This is a genomic window from Pseudomonas sp. NPDC089996, assembly GCF_044748405.1.
GTDB lineage: Bacteria > Pseudomonadota > Gammaproteobacteria > Pseudomonadales > Pseudomonadaceae > Aquipseudomonas.
Map to the genome: position 1 here is coordinate 63,688 of NZ_JBIVGA010000014.1, position 15,411 is coordinate 79,098.

General features: G+C 62.7%; 20 protein-coding genes. 10 read left to right on the forward strand and 10 right to left on the reverse strand.

Annotation, left to right across the window (positions count from 1 at the left end; translation table 11 throughout):
* Positions 1–52: 52 nt before the first annotated feature.
* Entirely contained in the window at positions 53–355 is a 303-nt protein-coding gene (locus tag ACIPW4_RS22005; RefSeq protein ID WP_400661444.1) for a DUF3509 domain-containing protein, read from the forward strand.
* A 3-nt stretch (positions 356–358) separates the two neighbouring features.
* Here the strand turns inward: ACIPW4_RS22005 and ACIPW4_RS22010 are convergent, their stop codons facing one another.
* Positions 359–829 carry a phosphate-starvation-inducible protein PsiE gene (locus ACIPW4_RS22010; protein ID WP_400661446.1) on the reverse strand — a complete coding sequence of 157 codons (471 nt, stop codon included), beginning with the start codon at positions 827–829 and terminating at the stop codon, positions 359–361.
* 294 nt (positions 830–1,123) lie between these two features.
* On the opposite strand from ACIPW4_RS22010, the gene ACIPW4_RS22015 reads away from it, so the two are divergent.
* Complete coding sequence (locus tag ACIPW4_RS22015; RefSeq protein WP_400661447.1) at positions 1,124–1,390, forward strand: YebG family protein; 267 nt, start codon at positions 1,124–1,126, stop codon at positions 1,388–1,390.
* Positions 1,391–1,414: 24 nt separating this feature from the next.
* Here ACIPW4_RS22015 and ACIPW4_RS22020 read toward each other — a convergent pair whose 3' ends face one another.
* On the reverse strand, positions 1,415–1,672 hold the full coding sequence (locus ACIPW4_RS22020; protein WP_400661448.1) for a hypothetical protein: 258 nt from the start codon (positions 1,670–1,672) through the stop codon (positions 1,415–1,417).
* A gap of 234 nt (positions 1,673–1,906) precedes the next feature.
* Here ACIPW4_RS22020 and ACIPW4_RS22025 point away from each other — a divergent pair, with 234 nt between their 5' ends.
* Positions 1,907–2,782: a WYL domain-containing protein gene (locus ACIPW4_RS22025; RefSeq protein WP_400661449.1), complete on the forward strand. Its 876-nt coding sequence runs from the start codon at positions 1,907–1,909 to the stop codon at positions 2,780–2,782.
* Between the two features lie 18 nt (positions 2,783–2,800).
* Here the strand turns inward: ACIPW4_RS22025 and ACIPW4_RS22030 are convergent, their stop codons facing one another.
* Positions 2,801–3,820, reverse strand: coding sequence for a Leu/Phe/Val dehydrogenase (locus tag ACIPW4_RS22030; RefSeq protein WP_400661451.1), 1,020 nt, complete (start codon positions 3,818–3,820; stop codon positions 2,801–2,803).
* Between the two features lie 127 nt (positions 3,821–3,947).
* Between ACIPW4_RS22030 and ACIPW4_RS22035 the strand changes: the two genes are divergently transcribed.
* Complete coding sequence (locus tag ACIPW4_RS22035; RefSeq protein ID WP_400661453.1) at positions 3,948–4,754, forward strand: SirB1 family protein; 807 nt, start codon at positions 3,948–3,950, stop codon at positions 4,752–4,754.
* Here the strand turns inward: ACIPW4_RS22035 and maiA are convergent.
* Genes maiA through hmgA form a run of 3 tightly spaced genes read right to left on the reverse strand, consistent with a single transcriptional unit; the run spans position 4,748 to position 7,989 of the window.
* The gene (maiA, locus tag ACIPW4_RS22040; RefSeq protein ID WP_400661455.1) at positions 4,748–5,380 is read right to left on the reverse strand and encodes a maleylacetoacetate isomerase; all 633 of its coding nucleotides are present in this window, start codon (positions 5,378–5,380) and stop codon (positions 4,748–4,750) included. The genes ACIPW4_RS22035 and maiA overlap by 7 nt on opposite strands.
* 11 nt (positions 5,381–5,391) lie before the next feature.
* A complete protein-coding gene (fahA, locus tag ACIPW4_RS22045) occupies positions 5,392–6,684 on the reverse strand; it encodes a fumarylacetoacetase (RefSeq protein ID WP_400661457.1) in 1,293 nt (430 codons plus the stop codon).
* A 3-nt stretch (positions 6,685–6,687) separates the two neighbouring features.
* A complete protein-coding gene (gene hmgA, locus ACIPW4_RS22050; protein ID WP_400661459.1) occupies positions 6,688–7,989 on the reverse strand; it encodes a homogentisate 1,2-dioxygenase in 1,302 nt (433 codons plus the stop codon).
* 113 nt (positions 7,990–8,102) lie between these two features.
* Here hmgA and ACIPW4_RS22055 point away from each other — a divergent pair, with 113 nt between their 5' ends.
* A complete protein-coding gene (locus ACIPW4_RS22055; RefSeq protein ID WP_400661461.1) occupies positions 8,103–8,885 on the forward strand; it encodes an IclR family transcriptional regulator in 783 nt (260 codons plus the stop codon).
* A 277-nt stretch (positions 8,886–9,162) separates the two neighbouring features.
* Here the strand turns inward: ACIPW4_RS22055 and ACIPW4_RS22060 are convergent, their stop codons facing one another.
* On the reverse strand, positions 9,163–10,068 hold the full coding sequence (locus ACIPW4_RS22060) for an alpha/beta fold hydrolase (protein ID WP_400661463.1): 906 nt from the start codon (positions 10,066–10,068) through the stop codon (positions 9,163–9,165).
* Between the two features lie 252 nt (positions 10,069–10,320).
* Complete coding sequence (locus tag ACIPW4_RS22065) at positions 10,321–10,776, reverse strand: flavodoxin (RefSeq protein ID WP_400661464.1); 456 nt, start codon at positions 10,774–10,776, stop codon at positions 10,321–10,323.
* A 107-nt stretch (positions 10,777–10,883) separates the two neighbouring features.
* Between ACIPW4_RS22065 and ACIPW4_RS22070 the strand changes: the two genes are divergently transcribed.
* Positions 10,884–11,312, forward strand: coding sequence for a PAS domain S-box protein (locus tag ACIPW4_RS22070; protein ID WP_400661466.1), 429 nt, complete (start codon positions 10,884–10,886; stop codon positions 11,310–11,312).
* A 60-nt stretch (positions 11,313–11,372) separates the two neighbouring features.
* The gene (locus ACIPW4_RS22075) at positions 11,373–11,993 is read left to right on the forward strand and encodes a hypothetical protein (RefSeq protein WP_400661467.1); all 621 of its coding nucleotides are present in this window, start codon (positions 11,373–11,375) and stop codon (positions 11,991–11,993) included.
* Here the strand turns inward: ACIPW4_RS22075 and ACIPW4_RS22080 are convergent.
* Entirely contained in the window at positions 11,978–12,910 is a 933-nt protein-coding gene (locus ACIPW4_RS22080; protein WP_400661468.1) for a MerR family transcriptional regulator, read from the reverse strand. The genes ACIPW4_RS22075 and ACIPW4_RS22080 overlap by 16 nt on opposite strands.
* A 199-nt stretch (positions 12,911–13,109) precedes the next feature.
* Between ACIPW4_RS22080 and folM the strand changes: the two genes are divergently transcribed.
* The 3 genes from folM to ACIPW4_RS22095 are packed head-to-tail and all read left to right on the forward strand — an operon-like array spanning position 13,110 to position 14,442.
* On the forward strand, positions 13,110–13,802 hold the full coding sequence (gene folM / locus ACIPW4_RS22085) for a dihydromonapterin reductase (RefSeq protein ID WP_400661469.1): 693 nt from the start codon (positions 13,110–13,112) through the stop codon (positions 13,800–13,802).
* A 9-nt stretch (positions 13,803–13,811) separates the two neighbouring features.
* Positions 13,812–14,108, forward strand: a complete 297-nt coding sequence (locus tag ACIPW4_RS22090; protein WP_400661470.1) for a DUF1244 domain-containing protein — start codon at positions 13,812–13,814, stop codon at positions 14,106–14,108.
* A complete protein-coding gene (locus tag ACIPW4_RS22095; RefSeq protein WP_400661471.1) occupies positions 14,101–14,442 on the forward strand; it encodes a HopJ type III effector protein in 342 nt (113 codons plus the stop codon). Before ACIPW4_RS22090 ends, ACIPW4_RS22095 begins: the two co-directional genes overlap by 8 nt.
* Positions 14,443–14,474: 32 nt before the next feature.
* Here ACIPW4_RS22095 and ACIPW4_RS22100 read toward each other — a convergent pair whose 3' ends face one another.
* Positions 14,475–15,383, reverse strand: coding sequence for an alpha/beta fold hydrolase (locus ACIPW4_RS22100; RefSeq protein ID WP_400661473.1), 909 nt, complete (start codon positions 15,381–15,383; stop codon positions 14,475–14,477).
* Positions 15,384–15,411: the final 28 nt, after the last annotated feature.

The window sequence follows — 15,411 nt, forward strand, 5'->3', positions numbered from 1 at the left end:
ACCTGGGGGTTGCCCGGTCAACTTCTGCAGTCATTCATTGCAGATCCCGACCATGAACAACCCATTCGACCAGATCAGCGCCGCCTTCGCCCCCGAGTACCGGGTCAACCTGAGCATCGAACGGCTGGACGGCAGCATCATGCTGACCCTTTCCGACGATGCCGGCGTGGTCGCCAAGCGCCTGATCAGCCAGGCCCAGCGCAACGACCCGGTGCGCCTGCAACGGGTCATCGACAGCATCCGCCTGGGCCTGGCCATCGAGCTGGGGCAGAACCCGTTGCAGGTCCTCGCCGCCCTGACCCGCGACAGCCGCCAAGAGCCACGCCAACTGGCAGCCGTCGGCCTGGCCAACTGAGAGCTACTTGCCCTCATCCACTTCCTTGCCGCTGGCGTCCAGCACCTTGGTCGAGGGGTAGCGGTACGAGGCGTAGCGCACCACCAGGATCGAGAACGCCAGCAGCAGGATGCCGCCACACACATACAGCAACCCGGCATCCGGCGCCTTGTGGTGCGACACATCGCCGATCAGCAGGCGCGTCAGCGCGGTGATCGCCACATACAGCAGAAAGCGGATCGGCATGTGGTTGGTCTTGAAGTAGATACCGACCATTGCGCCCAGCTCCAGGTAGATGAACAGCAGCAGGATGTCATCGACGCTGACCCCACCCTTGCCGAGCATGTCCAGAAAGGTCACCACCGCCGCATACGCGGTAATCGCGCCAATACCGAACAGCGCCAGGTAGTGGAACGCCTCCACACACAGGTTGCCCAGCGAGTCGGCCGAGCCGTGCAGGCCCTTGCGCAGTTTTTCTGCCCATTTGATGTCCACGATGTGCGATTCCCCAATACGACCTGAAGGATGATGCGTCACGCCTGTGACGCTTGTGCCATGCAGTTAAAGGGCCAGGCCCCTGCCTTGGAAGGCGACCGATTGCCGCAAGGCACGCACGGCATGCGATTTCAGCGCAGCTACAATTTCCGGTTGCGAAATGACCGACTTGCCATTACTGTATATCGATACAGTATTCAGTGACGGCAATCTGCCTGACTGCCTGGATAGCAACTGAACCGCAAAGCAGAGAGCGCACGACGCTCCCCGCTACCACTGACCGAGAGGCCTCGTATGGCTGTTGAGATTCTTTACCGCAGCACGCGCGATTTGGAGACCACGTTCTTGGACCGCAAACTCGCAGACGCCCATGACCAGATGCTGGAACTGGCCGAGGTGCTTACCCAGGTACTGATGAAAAACGTACCTGGGCTGGATGAAAACATGGCCGAAGAGGCAAGCATCTTCATGGCCAAGAACCGGGCGGTGTTCGCCGCGGCGTTCAAGAACAACGCGGCAGCGTTGGCTGATCTGGATTCACAGGAGAACGCCAGCGAGTAAGCAGCACGCGTTGATGCCCCGCCCTCACCCTTGCACCGGGATCAGTTCCTGCAGGATCACCAGTTTCCTCTGCAACTGATCGATCTGTGCCTTCTCTGCTCGCAGGGCGGAGCGTAACTCGCGGTTTTCGGCCTCCCAGATCTTCGCCCAGCGCGCGTTCTTCTGGCAGGCAAGCCCCAACTTCCACAGTTCGTGCAACCTCAAGCACTGATACAGCAGCACCAGCAGAATGACGCTGATCACCACAACCGCACCTGTCGCAATCACTTCCCACATACCCATTTCCTTTTCCTTGAGTGAGCCAATGTGCCCTGAAGACGAGGGAAATATATGTAGAGTTTCACGACAGATCTAGAATGTAGACTTATACAGGTAAAGTAGTCATGCAGGTTGACACCCTTCAAGGGCAGGTATTTCAGCCAGATTGACAAGAATCCCCATTGGACATGACCTTAAACTTTACACATACTCCAAGATTCGAGGTGTCGCCCGGGCATCCCCGTCTCAGGAGAGGTCATGAAACGCAAGCAAACCGTCGAGCAGGTACGCTGGGACCTGGCACTACGCTACAAGCTGATCGAGACCGTCGCCTGGTGGGAGGGCCGCCTGACCACCGGCCATCTGATGCAGAGTTTCGGCATCAGCCGCCAGCAAGCCTCCAAGGACATCAATACCTACATCACCGAGCATGCGCCGAAGAACCTGGCCTATGACAAGCAGCTCAAGGGCTATGTGCCCGGCAAACAGTTCAAGCCCAGGTTCATCGAGGACAGCGCCAGCGCCTACCTGCACCTGCTGTATCAGAACGGTGAACGCGCCCCGCACATTGACGGACTGGCGCTGGCCTACGCCCATACCAAGGTGCTGGAAGTGCCGGATCGGCCTATCCGGCCTGAGGTGCTGCGCCCCCTGCTCAAGGCGTGCCGTGAAGGCCTGCGCCTGGAAACCGAGTACGTGTCACTCAACACCCCGAACGTGGAAGTGCGCCTCATAGCTCCGCACACGCTGGTCTACACCGGCATGCGCTGGCATGTGCGGGCGTACTGTGAAAAAAACGCTCAGTACCGCGACTTCGTGCTCAGCCGTTTGCGCGGGCAGCCGGACTTGCTGGGTGAGTCACCCAACACTCGAGAGCAGGACGAAGACTGGAATGCCGAGATCGCGGTGATCTTCGAGCCCGACGGGCGTTTGAACGAGGCGCAGAAAGCGATCATCGAAACTGACTTCGGCATGGTCCGGGGTCAGTTGCGGGTGCCCAGCCGCAGGGCGCTGGTGAAATATGTACTGCAGCGTTATCAGATCGATCCGCGCAACGTGGCGACCAGCCCGGAAGCGCAACAGATCGTGGTATCCAACCTCAAGGAACTGCGGCCATGGCTGATGCATGACTGACGCAAGCGGCCCAGGTGCTCACCCGTAAAGCAAACGTTCGGCCAGCATCTGCGCCACCCTGGCCGGCGAGCGCTTTTCTGCCTGGGCATGGCCGAACACCTCGGTCAGCCGCGTGGGTATCCGCGCCAGGTGCGCGGTGATGGTGCCCAGATCCTCCCCTCGATGCTTCAGCGCCACGTAGATCAGGCCTCCGGCATTGATCACATAATCGGGGGCATAGAGGATGCCGCGCGACTCCAGTTGGTCAGCCACCTGCAGCGTGGTCAGCTGATTGTTCGCCGCCCCCGCCACCGCCGCGCAACGCAACTGCATCACCGTCTGGCCATTGAGCACCGGCCCTACGCCGCAGGGCGCGAAGATATCGCAAGGGGTGCTGATCAAGGCGTCATTGGTCACCGGGTGAGCATTGAACTGCTCCATCGCCAGGCGCACACGGCCTGGGTCCAGGTCGCTGACCAGCAATTCCGCGCCCGCCGCGTGCAGTTGCTCGGCCAGGGCATAGCCGACATTACCCAGCCCCTGCACAGCCACGCGCAAACCTTCGAGGTTGCTGCTGCCCAGCCGTGATTGCGAGGTGGTGCGGATGCCGGCGAACACACCCATGGCAGCGTGCGGTGACGGGTCACCGGAGGCCGTGGTGCTGGTGACATGTGGGGTGCTCTGGGCGATGCAGTCCATGTCCAGGGTCGAGGTGCCACTGTCCACGGCAATGATGAAACGCCCTTGCAGGGTATCGATGAAGCGGCCGAACGCCTCGAACAGCGCCGCGCGGTTTTCCACATGGGGGTTGCGCAGGACAACTGCTTTGCCGCCCCCCAATGGCAAGCCCGCCAGCGCCGCCTTGTAGCTCATGCCCTGGGCCAGGCGAATGGCGTCGGTCATTGCGCTCTCGTCATCAGCGTAAGGCAGATAGCGACAGCCGCCCATCGCGGGGCCCAGCGTCTCGCTGTGAATCGCCACCACGGCCTTGAGGCCGGTAGGCGGGTCAATGAACAGGTGCAGTGACTGGGTACGGGTGCTTTGCATCAGCGCGAACATCGACTGGCTCCCCAACGAGGTGCTCCTAGCAGTATAGGCACGCTTCAGAAGCAGGCTCTGCGCGCGGACCACTGGACGAAACCGCGCCCTCCAGCTAATACTCAAACGTGTGTGGAGAGCCCCCCCCATGAAGCCACGTCAAGCCTGCCTGGCCTGCCTGGAACGCGAGCCGGTCGCCCTGCTGGAAGCTGCGCTGTGGATCGCCGTCGAGCATGACCGCACTGTCGAGCCCGCAGCCTGCCTAGGTGCACTGCACATCCTGCAAGGGCAGATCAGTGCCAGCCTGCCGATGCTGCCGTTGGCCGAACTTGCCCAGCCGCTGTTGCGCCAGCTCAATGCACTGGGCTTCCAGCAGGACGAGTACCACCCGCTACGCCCGCAAGCAGCACTGCTGGACAAGGTACTGCAACGCCGCCGTGGCCAACCCCTGGCATTGGCCATCATTGCCCTGGAACTGGCCCTGCGCTTGTCCATACCGCTGGAGGGCGTGGCCTTCCCGGGGCATTTCCTGCTGCGCGTTCCCGGGGCCGATCACCTGCTCGACCCCTGTGGTGGCCGGCGCCTGTACACCAACGATTGCCGCGAGCTGCTGGCGCGCCAGTTCGGCCCGCATGTGCCGCTGACGGCCGAACACCTGCGCAGCGCCAGCGCCACGCAGATGCTGCAGCGCCTTTCGCGCAACCTGCGCCAGCTGCATATCAGCAATGACGACCACCTGGCCGCGCTGATCGACGCCGAACGGGTCATGCAGCTGGGCCCGGTGCAGGTCAGTGACTACATGACCCGCGCGACGCTGTACCAAAACCTGAATTGCCCCCAGGCCGAACGTTTCGACCTGGAACATGCCCTGCTGCTGACCGACGACCCGGTCCAGCGCCTGAAGCTATCCGAACGTATCGGCAAGCTACCGGCGGTGAACCGTTCGATTCACTGAGCCGGCGTATCCGCCTGGCAGGACGGATGCGCCTTGGCGAACGCCGGATGCCCCTTGGCCAGTGCAGCAACCCGGGCAATGCGCGGGTAACCGCCAAGGTCGATGTTGAAACGCTCGGCCGCATACACCTGTGGAATCAGGTAGACATCCGCCAGCCCCGGCTCATCGCCAAAGCAGTATCCGTGATCACCGATCAGCTGCTCGACGGCGGCCAGCCCTTGGCCGATCCAGTGGGCGATCCACTGATTGACCTGCGCCTCGTCATGGCCCAGCTGGCGCAGCTGGTTGAGCACGCTGACGTTGTGCAGCGGGTGCACATCGCAACCGATGATCGCCGCCACGCCACGCACCCTGGCGCGCATTGCAGCACCCGCCGGCAACAGTGCCGGCTGTGGGTACACCTCTTCCAGGTACTCGATGATCGCTGGCGACTGCACCAGCAGGTCACCGTCATCGGTGCGCAAGGCCGGCACCCGGCCTTGCGGATTCACCGCAACGTAGGCATCGCCGCGCTGGTCGCCCTTGAGCAGGTTGACCGGCACCGCCTGGAACTCCAACCCCTTCAGTGCCAGGGCAATGCGCACCCGGTAGGAAGACGTGGAACGGTAATAGGTGAACAGCTCCATGGTCGACGCCCTCAGTTGGCTGCGATGATCTTGCCGCGGCATTCGCCGAAGCCGATGCTGGCCACACCATCACGCTTGCAGCGGGCGCGCAGGATGATCTCGTCACCGTCCTCGAGGAACTTGCGGACTTCGCCGCTGGCCAACTCCACTGGCTGCTTGCCACCCACGGTGGTTTCCAGCAGGCTGCCGTACGCGTCTGGCGTAGCACCGGACAGGGTGCCGGAGCCGAACAGGTCGCCGGGCTGCAGCTGGCAACCGTTGACGCTGTGGTGAGCAATCAGCTGGGCCACAGTCCAGTACATGTTCAAGGTGTTGCTCAACGCCAGACGATGAGCCGGCAAGCCCTGCTCGCGCATGCGCTCGGTGAGCAACAGCACTTCCAGCTCGATGTCGAAGGCACCTCTGGCCTGGTCGCGCGGGTCGAGCAGATAGGGCAGCGGCTGCGGGTCGCCCTCCGGGCGGGCCGGCTGGGCGCAGCGGAATGGCTCCAGGGCTTCGGCGGTGACCACCCAGGGTGAAATGGTGGTGATGAAGCTCTTCGACAGGAATGGGCCCAGTGGCTGGTATTCCCAGGCCTGGATATCCCGCGCCGACCAGTCGTTGAGCAGGCACAGGCCGGCCATGTGATGCTCGGCCTCGGCAATCGGGATGGCCTGGCCCATGTCATTGCCCTGGCCGATCCAGATGCCCAGCTCCAGCTCGTAGTCCAGGCGTGCACAAGGGCCGAAGCTCGGCTCGGTGTGGCCGGCCGGCAGGGTCTGGCCTTTCGGGCGACGAACCTCGGTGCCGGATGGGCGCAAGGTCGAAGCGCGGCCGTGGTAGCCGATTGGCACGTACTTGTAGTTGGGCAGCAGCGGGTTGTCGGGACGGAACAGTTTGCCGACGTTGGTGGCGTGCTGGATGCCGACGTAGAAATCGGTGTAGTCGCCGACCTTGGCCGGCAGGTGCAACTGGCACTCGCTGGCCGGATACAGCGCACCCTCGAGCGCGGCCTGATGTTCGCCGTGTTCACCCAACAGCGCCAGCAGCCGCTCACGCAGGGCCACCCGGGAAGCACGGCCCAGCGCGAAGAAGGCGTTCAACCCACCGCCACGGGTGGCCTCTACCGCAGCCTTGGCCTGGCCATCGAACAGGCCCGCAGCCAACACGGCTTCCAGATCGAGGATGGCATCGCCGATGGCCACGCCACAGCGCAGCGCTTCGCCGGGGCGACTGAAGATGCCCAGCGGCAGGTTCTGCAGCGGGAAGTCGCGGTGCCCGTTGGCGTGCTCGACCCAGCTACGGGCAATGGCGGTCTGGTTCATGGGTTATCTCCGGTTCGGGTTGAAGGTGCTCGGCAAGGTGGCCCAGCAACTATCGTAGTCGGCCTGCAATTGCGGGCTGTCGAGTGCCTGCAGGCTCGGGCGCAGCACCTGGCTGGTCTCGAACATGAAGGCCATGGTGTTGTCGATCTTGTGCGGTGCCAGCTCGGCGGCGATGGCCTTCTCGCAGGTTTCGGCGTCCGGCCCGTGGGCGCTCATCACGCCGTGCAGCGAGGCACCGCCCGGCAGGAAGCCTTCGGCCTTGGCATCGTAGGCTCCGCTGATCAGGCCCATGAACTCGTTCATCAGGTTGCGGTGGAACCACGGTGGACGGAAGGTGTTCTCGGCCACCATCCAGCGCGGCGGGAAGATCACAAAATCCATGTTGGCCAAGCCGTGAACGCTGGTCGGCGACGTCAGGACGGTGAAGATCGACGGGTCCGGGTGGTCGAAGCTGACCGTGCCGATCGTGTTGAAGCGGCGCAGGTCGTACTTGTACGGCACGTTGCTGCCGTGCCAGGCGACCACGTCCAGCGGCGAATGCTGCAGCTCGCAAGCCCAGTGCTCACCCAGGAACTTCTGCACCAGCTGCACGGGGCCCTCGACTTCTTCGTAGTGCGCCACCGGGGTGAGGAAATCCCGTGGGTTGGCCAGGCCATTGCTGCCGATCGGCCCCAGGTCAGGCAGGCGCAGCGGGGCCCCGTGGTTTTCGGCGATGTAGCCGCGTGCCTGGCCATCGGGCAGCTCGACGCGGAACTTCATGCCGCGCGGGATCACGGCGATTTCCATAGGCCCGACATCCATCACGCCCAGTTCGCTGGCGATGCGCAGGCGGCCCTGTTCCGGCACCAGCAGCAGCTCGCCATCAGCGTTGAAGAACACGCGCTCCATGGAGCGGTTGGCGCGGTAGATGTAGATGCTTACTCCGGCCGGTTTTTCAGCAGCCGAGTTGGCCACCATCGGCAGCCAGCCTTCGATGAAATCGGTAGGCTCACTGGGAATTGGCTGGGGGCTCCAGCGCAGGCGGTTGGGCGTGGCTGCACCCGGCGGGCCGCTCAATGGCTCGCGCTGCAGGCGCTCGAAGCGCGGGTGCAGGGCCGATGGGCGGATGCGGTATAGCCAGGTGCGGCGCAGTTCGCTGCGGGTCATGGTAAATGCCGTGCCCGATAGCAGCTCGGCATACAACCCGTAGGGCGCTTTCTGTGGCGAGTTTTGCCCGACTGGCAGAGCACCAGGCAGGGCTTCGCTGGCGAATTCGTTTCCAAAACCGCTCAGGTACTGAAGGTCGGGGGACGTATCGTGGTTCATCGAAACCTCCGGATTTTGTTTTTATCGTAATCAGATTACGAATAACGTAATTTGCTCCGGTCAAGGCGTCAAGCTATAAAGGCCCACTTGAACAATCCGGAACCCCGAAGTCCATGGTCAAAGCCAGCTCCCCCGCCGACAACGGCAAGCAGAAGGTCCGTTCGGCGGAAGTCGGCACCGATATCCTCAAAGCGCTCGCCGAACTGTCACCGTCCACGTCGCTGTCGCGCCTGGCCGAACATGTGCAGATGCCGGCGAGCAAGGTCCACCGTTACCTGCAGGCGCTGATCGCCAGCGGTTTTGCCGAACAGGATGCTGCCACCAACCACTATGGCTTGGGCCGTGAGGCATTGCGTGTGGGGCTGGCGGCGCTGGGCAGCATCGATGTGCTGAAGGTGGCGGCGCTGCCGCTGTCGCAACTGCGCGATGACCTCAACGAGAGTTGCTTCCTGGCGGTATGGGGCAACCAGGGCGCCACCGTGGTAAACATCGAACCCGCCGTGCGGGCGGTTACGGTGGTGACCCAGATCGGCTCGGTGCTGCCGTTGCTCAGTTCCTCCACCGGCCTTGTGTTTGCAGCCCATTTGCCCGAGCGCGAGACCGTGGAGCTGCGTGACCGCGAGCTGACTGTGCTGCAGCAGAGCGCCAGTGAATACGAAGGCTTGCTGGCTGGTATCCGCGAACAGGGCCTGCACCATGTGCACGGCCTGTTGATGCCAGGGGTGGATGCGTTGTCTGCACCCGTGTTCAACGCCATGGGGCAAATCGCGGCGGTGATGACCGTGGTCGGTCCGACTTCGATCTTCCATGCCGATGAACATGGCCCGGCAGCCCAGCGCCTGCTGGCTGCAGCGCGGGACTGCAGCTGGCGCATGGGCTACTCGCCTGCAGCCTGAGATGCCTGCCGGGCACTGTTGCCCGAAACGTAAAGGTGAATGTCACAAGCGGCTATTTTTCCCACAGGATCAAGCGCTTATTCTTACGTCACTGGCCGGCATGAAGGGCTCTACCCCCCGCCTTTCAGGCCCGCGAGGTTCACCGACGTTGATTTTGAAGCTCCTTGATCTAACGTCTCGATTGGCCGCTGCGTTTGCAGCGGCCTTTTTTATGGGCGAGTGCAGGTTTGACAGGTGTAGTGCCTGTGACATCCGTTGCAATCACCTGATCACCCGCTCAGGACCAGGCAACGCTCTGCGGCAGGTAGCTCAGCAGCTGTTGGCGAAAGGCCAGGTAGTGGCGCAATACCTGCACCGGCGCTTCGGTGTGCGGATAATGGCCGATGCCCTGCAATTGCACGGTGTCGGGGTTGGGCACGAGCTGCCGATAGCGCTCGACCATATGCGCACCGGACAGAGGATCAGCGCTGCCATTTATGAACCGCAGCGGCACTCCATCGCGCTGCAATGCCCCGACCCAGCGCTCGCGGTACTGTTTGCGCTCAGGCTGGTAACCCACCAGTTTGTGCAGGATGCGCGTACCCTGGTTGGCGGCGATCAGGCTCCAGCAATCGTCCAGCGCGCTTTCGCTTGGATGGGTGCACGGGCCGTAGATCTGGGTCACATTGCGCACCAGGTCGTCGCGCCCGAACGAACGCCCCACCAGCCAGCCGAGGCGGCTGAGCAGCAGCTTCTGGACCAGGGGTATCTGGCAGCTTTCCGGGAACAGTCCACTGTTGAGGAACACGCAGCTGGCGATGTCGACGCGCTGTTCATGATGCCGCGACAGCAGCTCCTGAGCCACGCTGCCACCGTAGTCGTGCGCCAGCAGATGCACCGGCTGGTCGACCTGCAGCTGCGCCAGCAGCGCCTGTTGCAGGTCTGCTTGCTCCATCAGGCTATAGCGGTGGTTGAGCGGCTTGGCCGAATCGCCAAAGCCGAGCATGTCGCAGGCAATCACCCGGAAGCGTTGGGTCAGCGGTGCCCACAGGTAATGCCAGTCCCAGCTCGCGGTGGGAAATCCATGCAACAGAAGCAGGGGCTCTCCTTGCCCTGCGGTCCAGTAGCGGATGCTCTGGCCCCGAAATGTAAAACTCAACCCTCGGGTACGCCAGACGCGCAATGGAATCTCGGCCAGAGGCATCAGAGTCGTCCCGGTGGGTTGCTGTTGACGGTATAGGGCAAGGCTGCGTTCATTGCATGTCACCTCGGCACTTACATGTGCTCTCTATGTCGAGGTTGAGTGTAAGCAGCAGCCCGTCATGTGAAAATTGCGTTAACAGCCAGCTTGATGACCGAGCGAGTCAGTGGCACGTTGAGTCACTGCAGCAACGGCGCGACGAGCAGGTTGAGCAGGCCTTCATGGACCATGACCAGCCCGGCCACGAGCGTTGCCTCAGGCTCGCAGGGCTTGGGCGAACTCGGCCAGCCAAGGCTCGGCATCGGTTTCCGGGGTCACTGTTTCACTGGCATCGAGCTTGAGCATCGGCAGCACTTCGCGCACCCCCAGCTCGGCAAACAGCTCGCGCATCTGCTCGCCACCGCCACAATAGGTATCGCCATAGCTCGAATCACCCAGGGCGATCACCGCGCCCGGCAGCCCGCGCCAGGCAGCTGGGAGGGTGTCGCGAATGCTGCTGTACAGCGGCATGAGGTTATCCGGCAATTCACCCATGCCGGTGGTCGACGTCACCGCGAGCAGTGCCTGGGGGGCAAAACCTTCGAGATCCGGCTGGGTTGCGCGGGCAGCATGCCAGGCTTCAAAGCCTGCAACCTTGAGCAACGACTCGGCATGACGGGCGACTTCTTCGGCGGTGCCGTACACCGAGCCGGAAATAATGACGACTTTCATCAGGAAGAGGATTCCGAAACTGAGTGAAAACGTAGGATACTAGCATCCGACGCTGGCAAAAGGCCGCCTCGACCAAAGTCCCCTTCATCACCCCCAATGGTCCGTACATGATCAACGCGCAGCTGTTGCAATCGATGGTCGACGCATCAAACGACGGGATCGTGGTCGCCGAACAGGAAGGTGACGACACCATCCTGATCTACGTGAATGCGGCCTTCGAACGCCTGACCGGCTACAGCCGTGACGAAATTCTCTACCAGGATTGCCGCTTCCTGCAGGCCGATGATCGCGATCAGCTGGGCCGGGCACGCATTCGCAAGGCGCTGAGCGAAGGCCGTCCCTGCCGTGAAGTACTGCGCAACTACCGCAAGGACGGCAGCGCATTCTGGAACGAGCTGTCGATCACCCCGGTGAAGCACGATGCCGATCAGCGCACCTATTTTATCGGTATCCAGAAAGACGTCAGCCGCCAGGTCGAACTAGAGCGCGAGCTGGCAGAACTGCACGCTCGTCGGAATTCCGACGAGCGTCGCTGAACGAAGTGCCCTGAGCATGGTCAATTGCCGTTGAAGAAATCGTCATCACCGAGTTCGATCATGCAAGCCAACGCACTCCTGACTCAGGACGAACTGGATTTCATCCAGGATATGCAGCATTCCCCGCAATTGAACCTGGCCGACCCCATGTCGAGCCTGCTGGTCAATGGCGATCGCCGCATCCAGTCCCTGCTCGCTCGCCTGGTGGCCAACGAACAGGTGACCCTGCAGGCTCAGTTCAACAACCAGCAGATCAGCTTCCCGCTGCAGTTGGTGGAGGACGAGTTCCACGCCGTGCACCTGCAGATCGGCTCACCTGAAATCTACGAAGACGACGGCCCGATGCTGCGCCCTTGGCGTTTGTCGATGGAGCAGCCCAGCGCCCTGCTGGATGCCCAAGGCAAGGCCAGCGGCCTGCTGGTCAGGGAGATTTCGTTCAAAGGTGCGTTGCTCGAAGTACGTGGCCTGGCCATGGCCCCTTCCCGCTTCGACCTGCATTTCGCCCCGGACGGCATCAGCCCGATAGGCCTGCATGGCCGGCTGCGTCGGCGGATTGGCCCGGACCTCGCCGCCTATGACCTGAGCCGCAGCCCCGCAGGCGAAACTGACCGGCTGCGCGAATACATCCTCCAGGCCCATCGCCGCGCCCACCCAGAGCTGCACGATCAGGTATCGAGCTGACCGGCAAGGTACTGTCGCAAGCGTCGCCGCATCAGTCCGACCTCTGCGCCAAGGCACGCCACCGGGCTCCCCGCCAAGCCATCCTGGGCGCCTTCAGCCGCTTCGCCGGCCAGCAGCAACGGGCACTGCAGCCCTGCCGCCAGGCGCGTCAGCCGTTTGCCCAGCCCGCCGCTCGGTGAGTGATTGGCAAACAGCACCAATGCATCCGGCCTGAGCCGCTCGCACACCAGCGGCAACTCTTCCAGCAACTGCCCGGGCAGGAGCAAGCGCACGCCAACCTCATCGCTGGCCAACAGCAAGCCAGTGACCAGCAGTTCCAGTTCCAGGCAGGGACCAGGCAACGGCGCCAGCAACACATTGCGGCCACGCGGCAGAGAAGCGAGCTGCAATCGAACGAACACCCGCCTGCGCAGGAACTGGTCGAGGAACAGCCATTCACTGGCCAGGCCAAAAGCCCCCTGCCCCGCCGCCAGGTCATGCCATACGGGCATGAACACTTCATCGAATACCTGATCCTGGGTGATTGCCGCAAACACCTGGTCGAACAGGCTATCCAGGGCCTCGGCATCGAAGCGATGCACCGCCTCGCGCACCTGGGCCTGCCAGTGTGCCATGCAATCCGCCAGCACCGCATCATGGGCGAGCATCTGGTCACGGGCCAGGATGCTGCCGACCTTGCTCACGGCCACGCCACGCTCGAGCCAACCGAGAATGCGCCGGATTACTTCGATATCTGCCTGGCCATACAGACGGTGACCGCTGTCGGTGCGTGTGGGCTGGATCAGCCCGTAGCGGCGCTCCCAGGCGCGCAAGGTGACGGCGTTGACGCCAGTCAGGCGGGACACCTCACGGATCGGTAACAAGTCCTGGTGTGGTAGGCCCGCGTTGAAGGCCGAGCTACGTCCCTGTTTGTTCATCTGCACTGAGCAACCTGTGTGCGGAATTTGAGTGCGCATTCTACTACGACAATACAGGCCACGAGCCAGCAACCGTTTGCGAGCAATTGTTAACGCTCGGCATGTTCCCTGCGCAGCCGTTCAGGCGAGGTCATACAAGCCGAAACAGTTCGGGTATGCTGGGCAGCAACGACAGGACAGACAAGTTGACCGCCCGCACATGAACAGCCCAATACTCGTCACCGGCGCCAGCCAGCGCGTCGGGCTGGCCCTGGCCCTCGAACTGGCTGAGGCCGGCCATACCGTAGTCAGTGCCAGCCGCAGCCACACGCCGCAATCCGCGCACCCGAACATCGTGCAGTTTCAGGCCGACCTCTGCATCAAGGCCGACCGTGAAGCGTTGATCGACCACCTGCAGCGCCACTACGTCGGCCTGCGTGCGATCATCCACAATGCCTCGCTGTGGCTCGACGACGACCTCGACAACCTCGAGACCATGTTCCGCCTGCACGTCGAAGCGCCGTACCACCTCAACCTGGCCCTGGGCGAGCTGCTGAACAAGGTCGACAAGGCCGACATCATCCATATCTGCGACGAAACCGCCTCGCGCGGCAGCAAAGGCCACATCGGCTACGCCGCGACCAAGGCCGCGCTGCAGAACATGGTGCTGTCGTTCGCCGAAAAGTATGCACCCAAGGTGCACGTCAACGGTATCCTGCCGGGCCTGCTGATCCTCAAGGAAGGCGGTGACGAGGCCTACCGCCAGCAGACCCTGAAAAAGGCTTTGCTGGAATTCGAACCCGGCGCCGGGCCACTGATCGAGACGGTGAAATACCTGCTCGCCAGCCAGTACAGCACCGGCAGCCAGGTGGTCATCAACGGTGGCCGCCACCTGAAGAACCGCATGATCTGAGAGACTGCCATGACTGAACATCAACAGCTCGAACTTGAAGCCGCCGCGTTCCGGCGCCTGGTCGAACACCTGCAGAAACGCACCGATGTGCAGAACATCGACCTGATGAACCTCTCCGGCTTCTGCCGCAACTGCCTGTCCAAGTGGTACAAGGCCGCCGCCGACGAGCGCCAGGTCGACATCAGCCTGGATGACGCCCGCGAAGCGGTGTACGGCATGCCCTACGCCGAGTGGAAAGCCCAATACCAGAAAGAAGCCAGCGCCGAGCAGCAAGCGGCGTTTGAACAAGGAAAACCTCGTGACTGATCTGAACACCCTGCGCACCAGCCTGGCCAGCGGCCAACACGCCTTTGCCGATACCCTGGCGTTCATCGCCGGCAATTACAGCTACCAGCCCCAGGCTTTCAACAACGGGGGCGTGGAAAACGCCGCCGGGCAGAACGAAGGCTCGTGCAAGACCTTGGGCCTGGCCCTGCTGGAAGGCCTGAGCGACCAGGAAGCGCTGTTGGCCTTCGGTGAACATTACCGTGATGTGCTGGCCACGCCTGAGGGCAGTGACCATGGCAATATCCGTGCGCTGATCAAGCATGGGCTGGCGGGCGTGAAGTTTGCCGAGCAGCCGCTTTCGCGCAAGGCTTGAGAATGCTGGGGCCGCTGTGCGGCCCCAGAATTTCAACTGATCGTCGTCCCCGGCACACCATTTTCCAGCCCGCCCTGTTGCAACCACTGCAACGCAATCGGCCACAGGCTTTCGCGAAACCGGTCATGGAAGAACGCGAAGTGGCCAATCTCATCGACCGAGATATCCACAGGTGCAATGCGCAAATGCCGCCGCTGCGCCGCAGGCAGATACCCCAGCAAACGCTCGGTCGCCGCGACCGTGCCGAATGGATCGTCGGTCAAGCTGATGGCCAAGGTCGCCGCCTTGACCTGGGAGAAAGGCAGCGTTGCCAGGCCGCGCCCACTGGGGCGCTGTTCATAGCGCGGCGTGCGTGTGGTCCAGTCCTGCACCACACCGGATGGCGTGTCCTCCAGCCAACCCAGGCGCTTGCCAGGAAAGTAGCCAAACATTCGGGTCAACAGCGGCATCACCACGTGCCATTTGCCCAATAGCTGCCAGCGCTGGTCGGCAGCATAGTCGCGCCAGTAGGCGAACTGCGCACCCACCATCACCACTCGGCGTATCTGCCCTGCCGACGGTGCAAGGCCTACTGCACATCCGCCAAAGCTGTGTCCCACCACGTCCACCGGCTGGCCGGGGAAATGTGCTGCCGCATGCACCAGCATGGCTTCGAAATCCAGCCGGCCCCAATCGCTCCACGATGCCTGGAAGCCGCGCAGCGAATGCGGGCGTGATTCACCGATACCGCGATAGTCATAGGTCAGCACATCGCAGCCCTGGGCAAACAGGAAGTCGGCAAAGCGCGAGTAGAAGCGGCAGCGTACCGAGGTGGCCGCATTGATGATCACCAACGGGCGTTGGCAATCTGCCTGGGCGTGGCGCCAGCAGAAGCCGCCGAGGCTGTAACCGTCGGCCGTGGCCTGGCGAAAGGCGGTGGCGGGTTGGGTGAGGCTGCTCATGGCGCGCTTCCTGTTGTTGTGCGCCAAA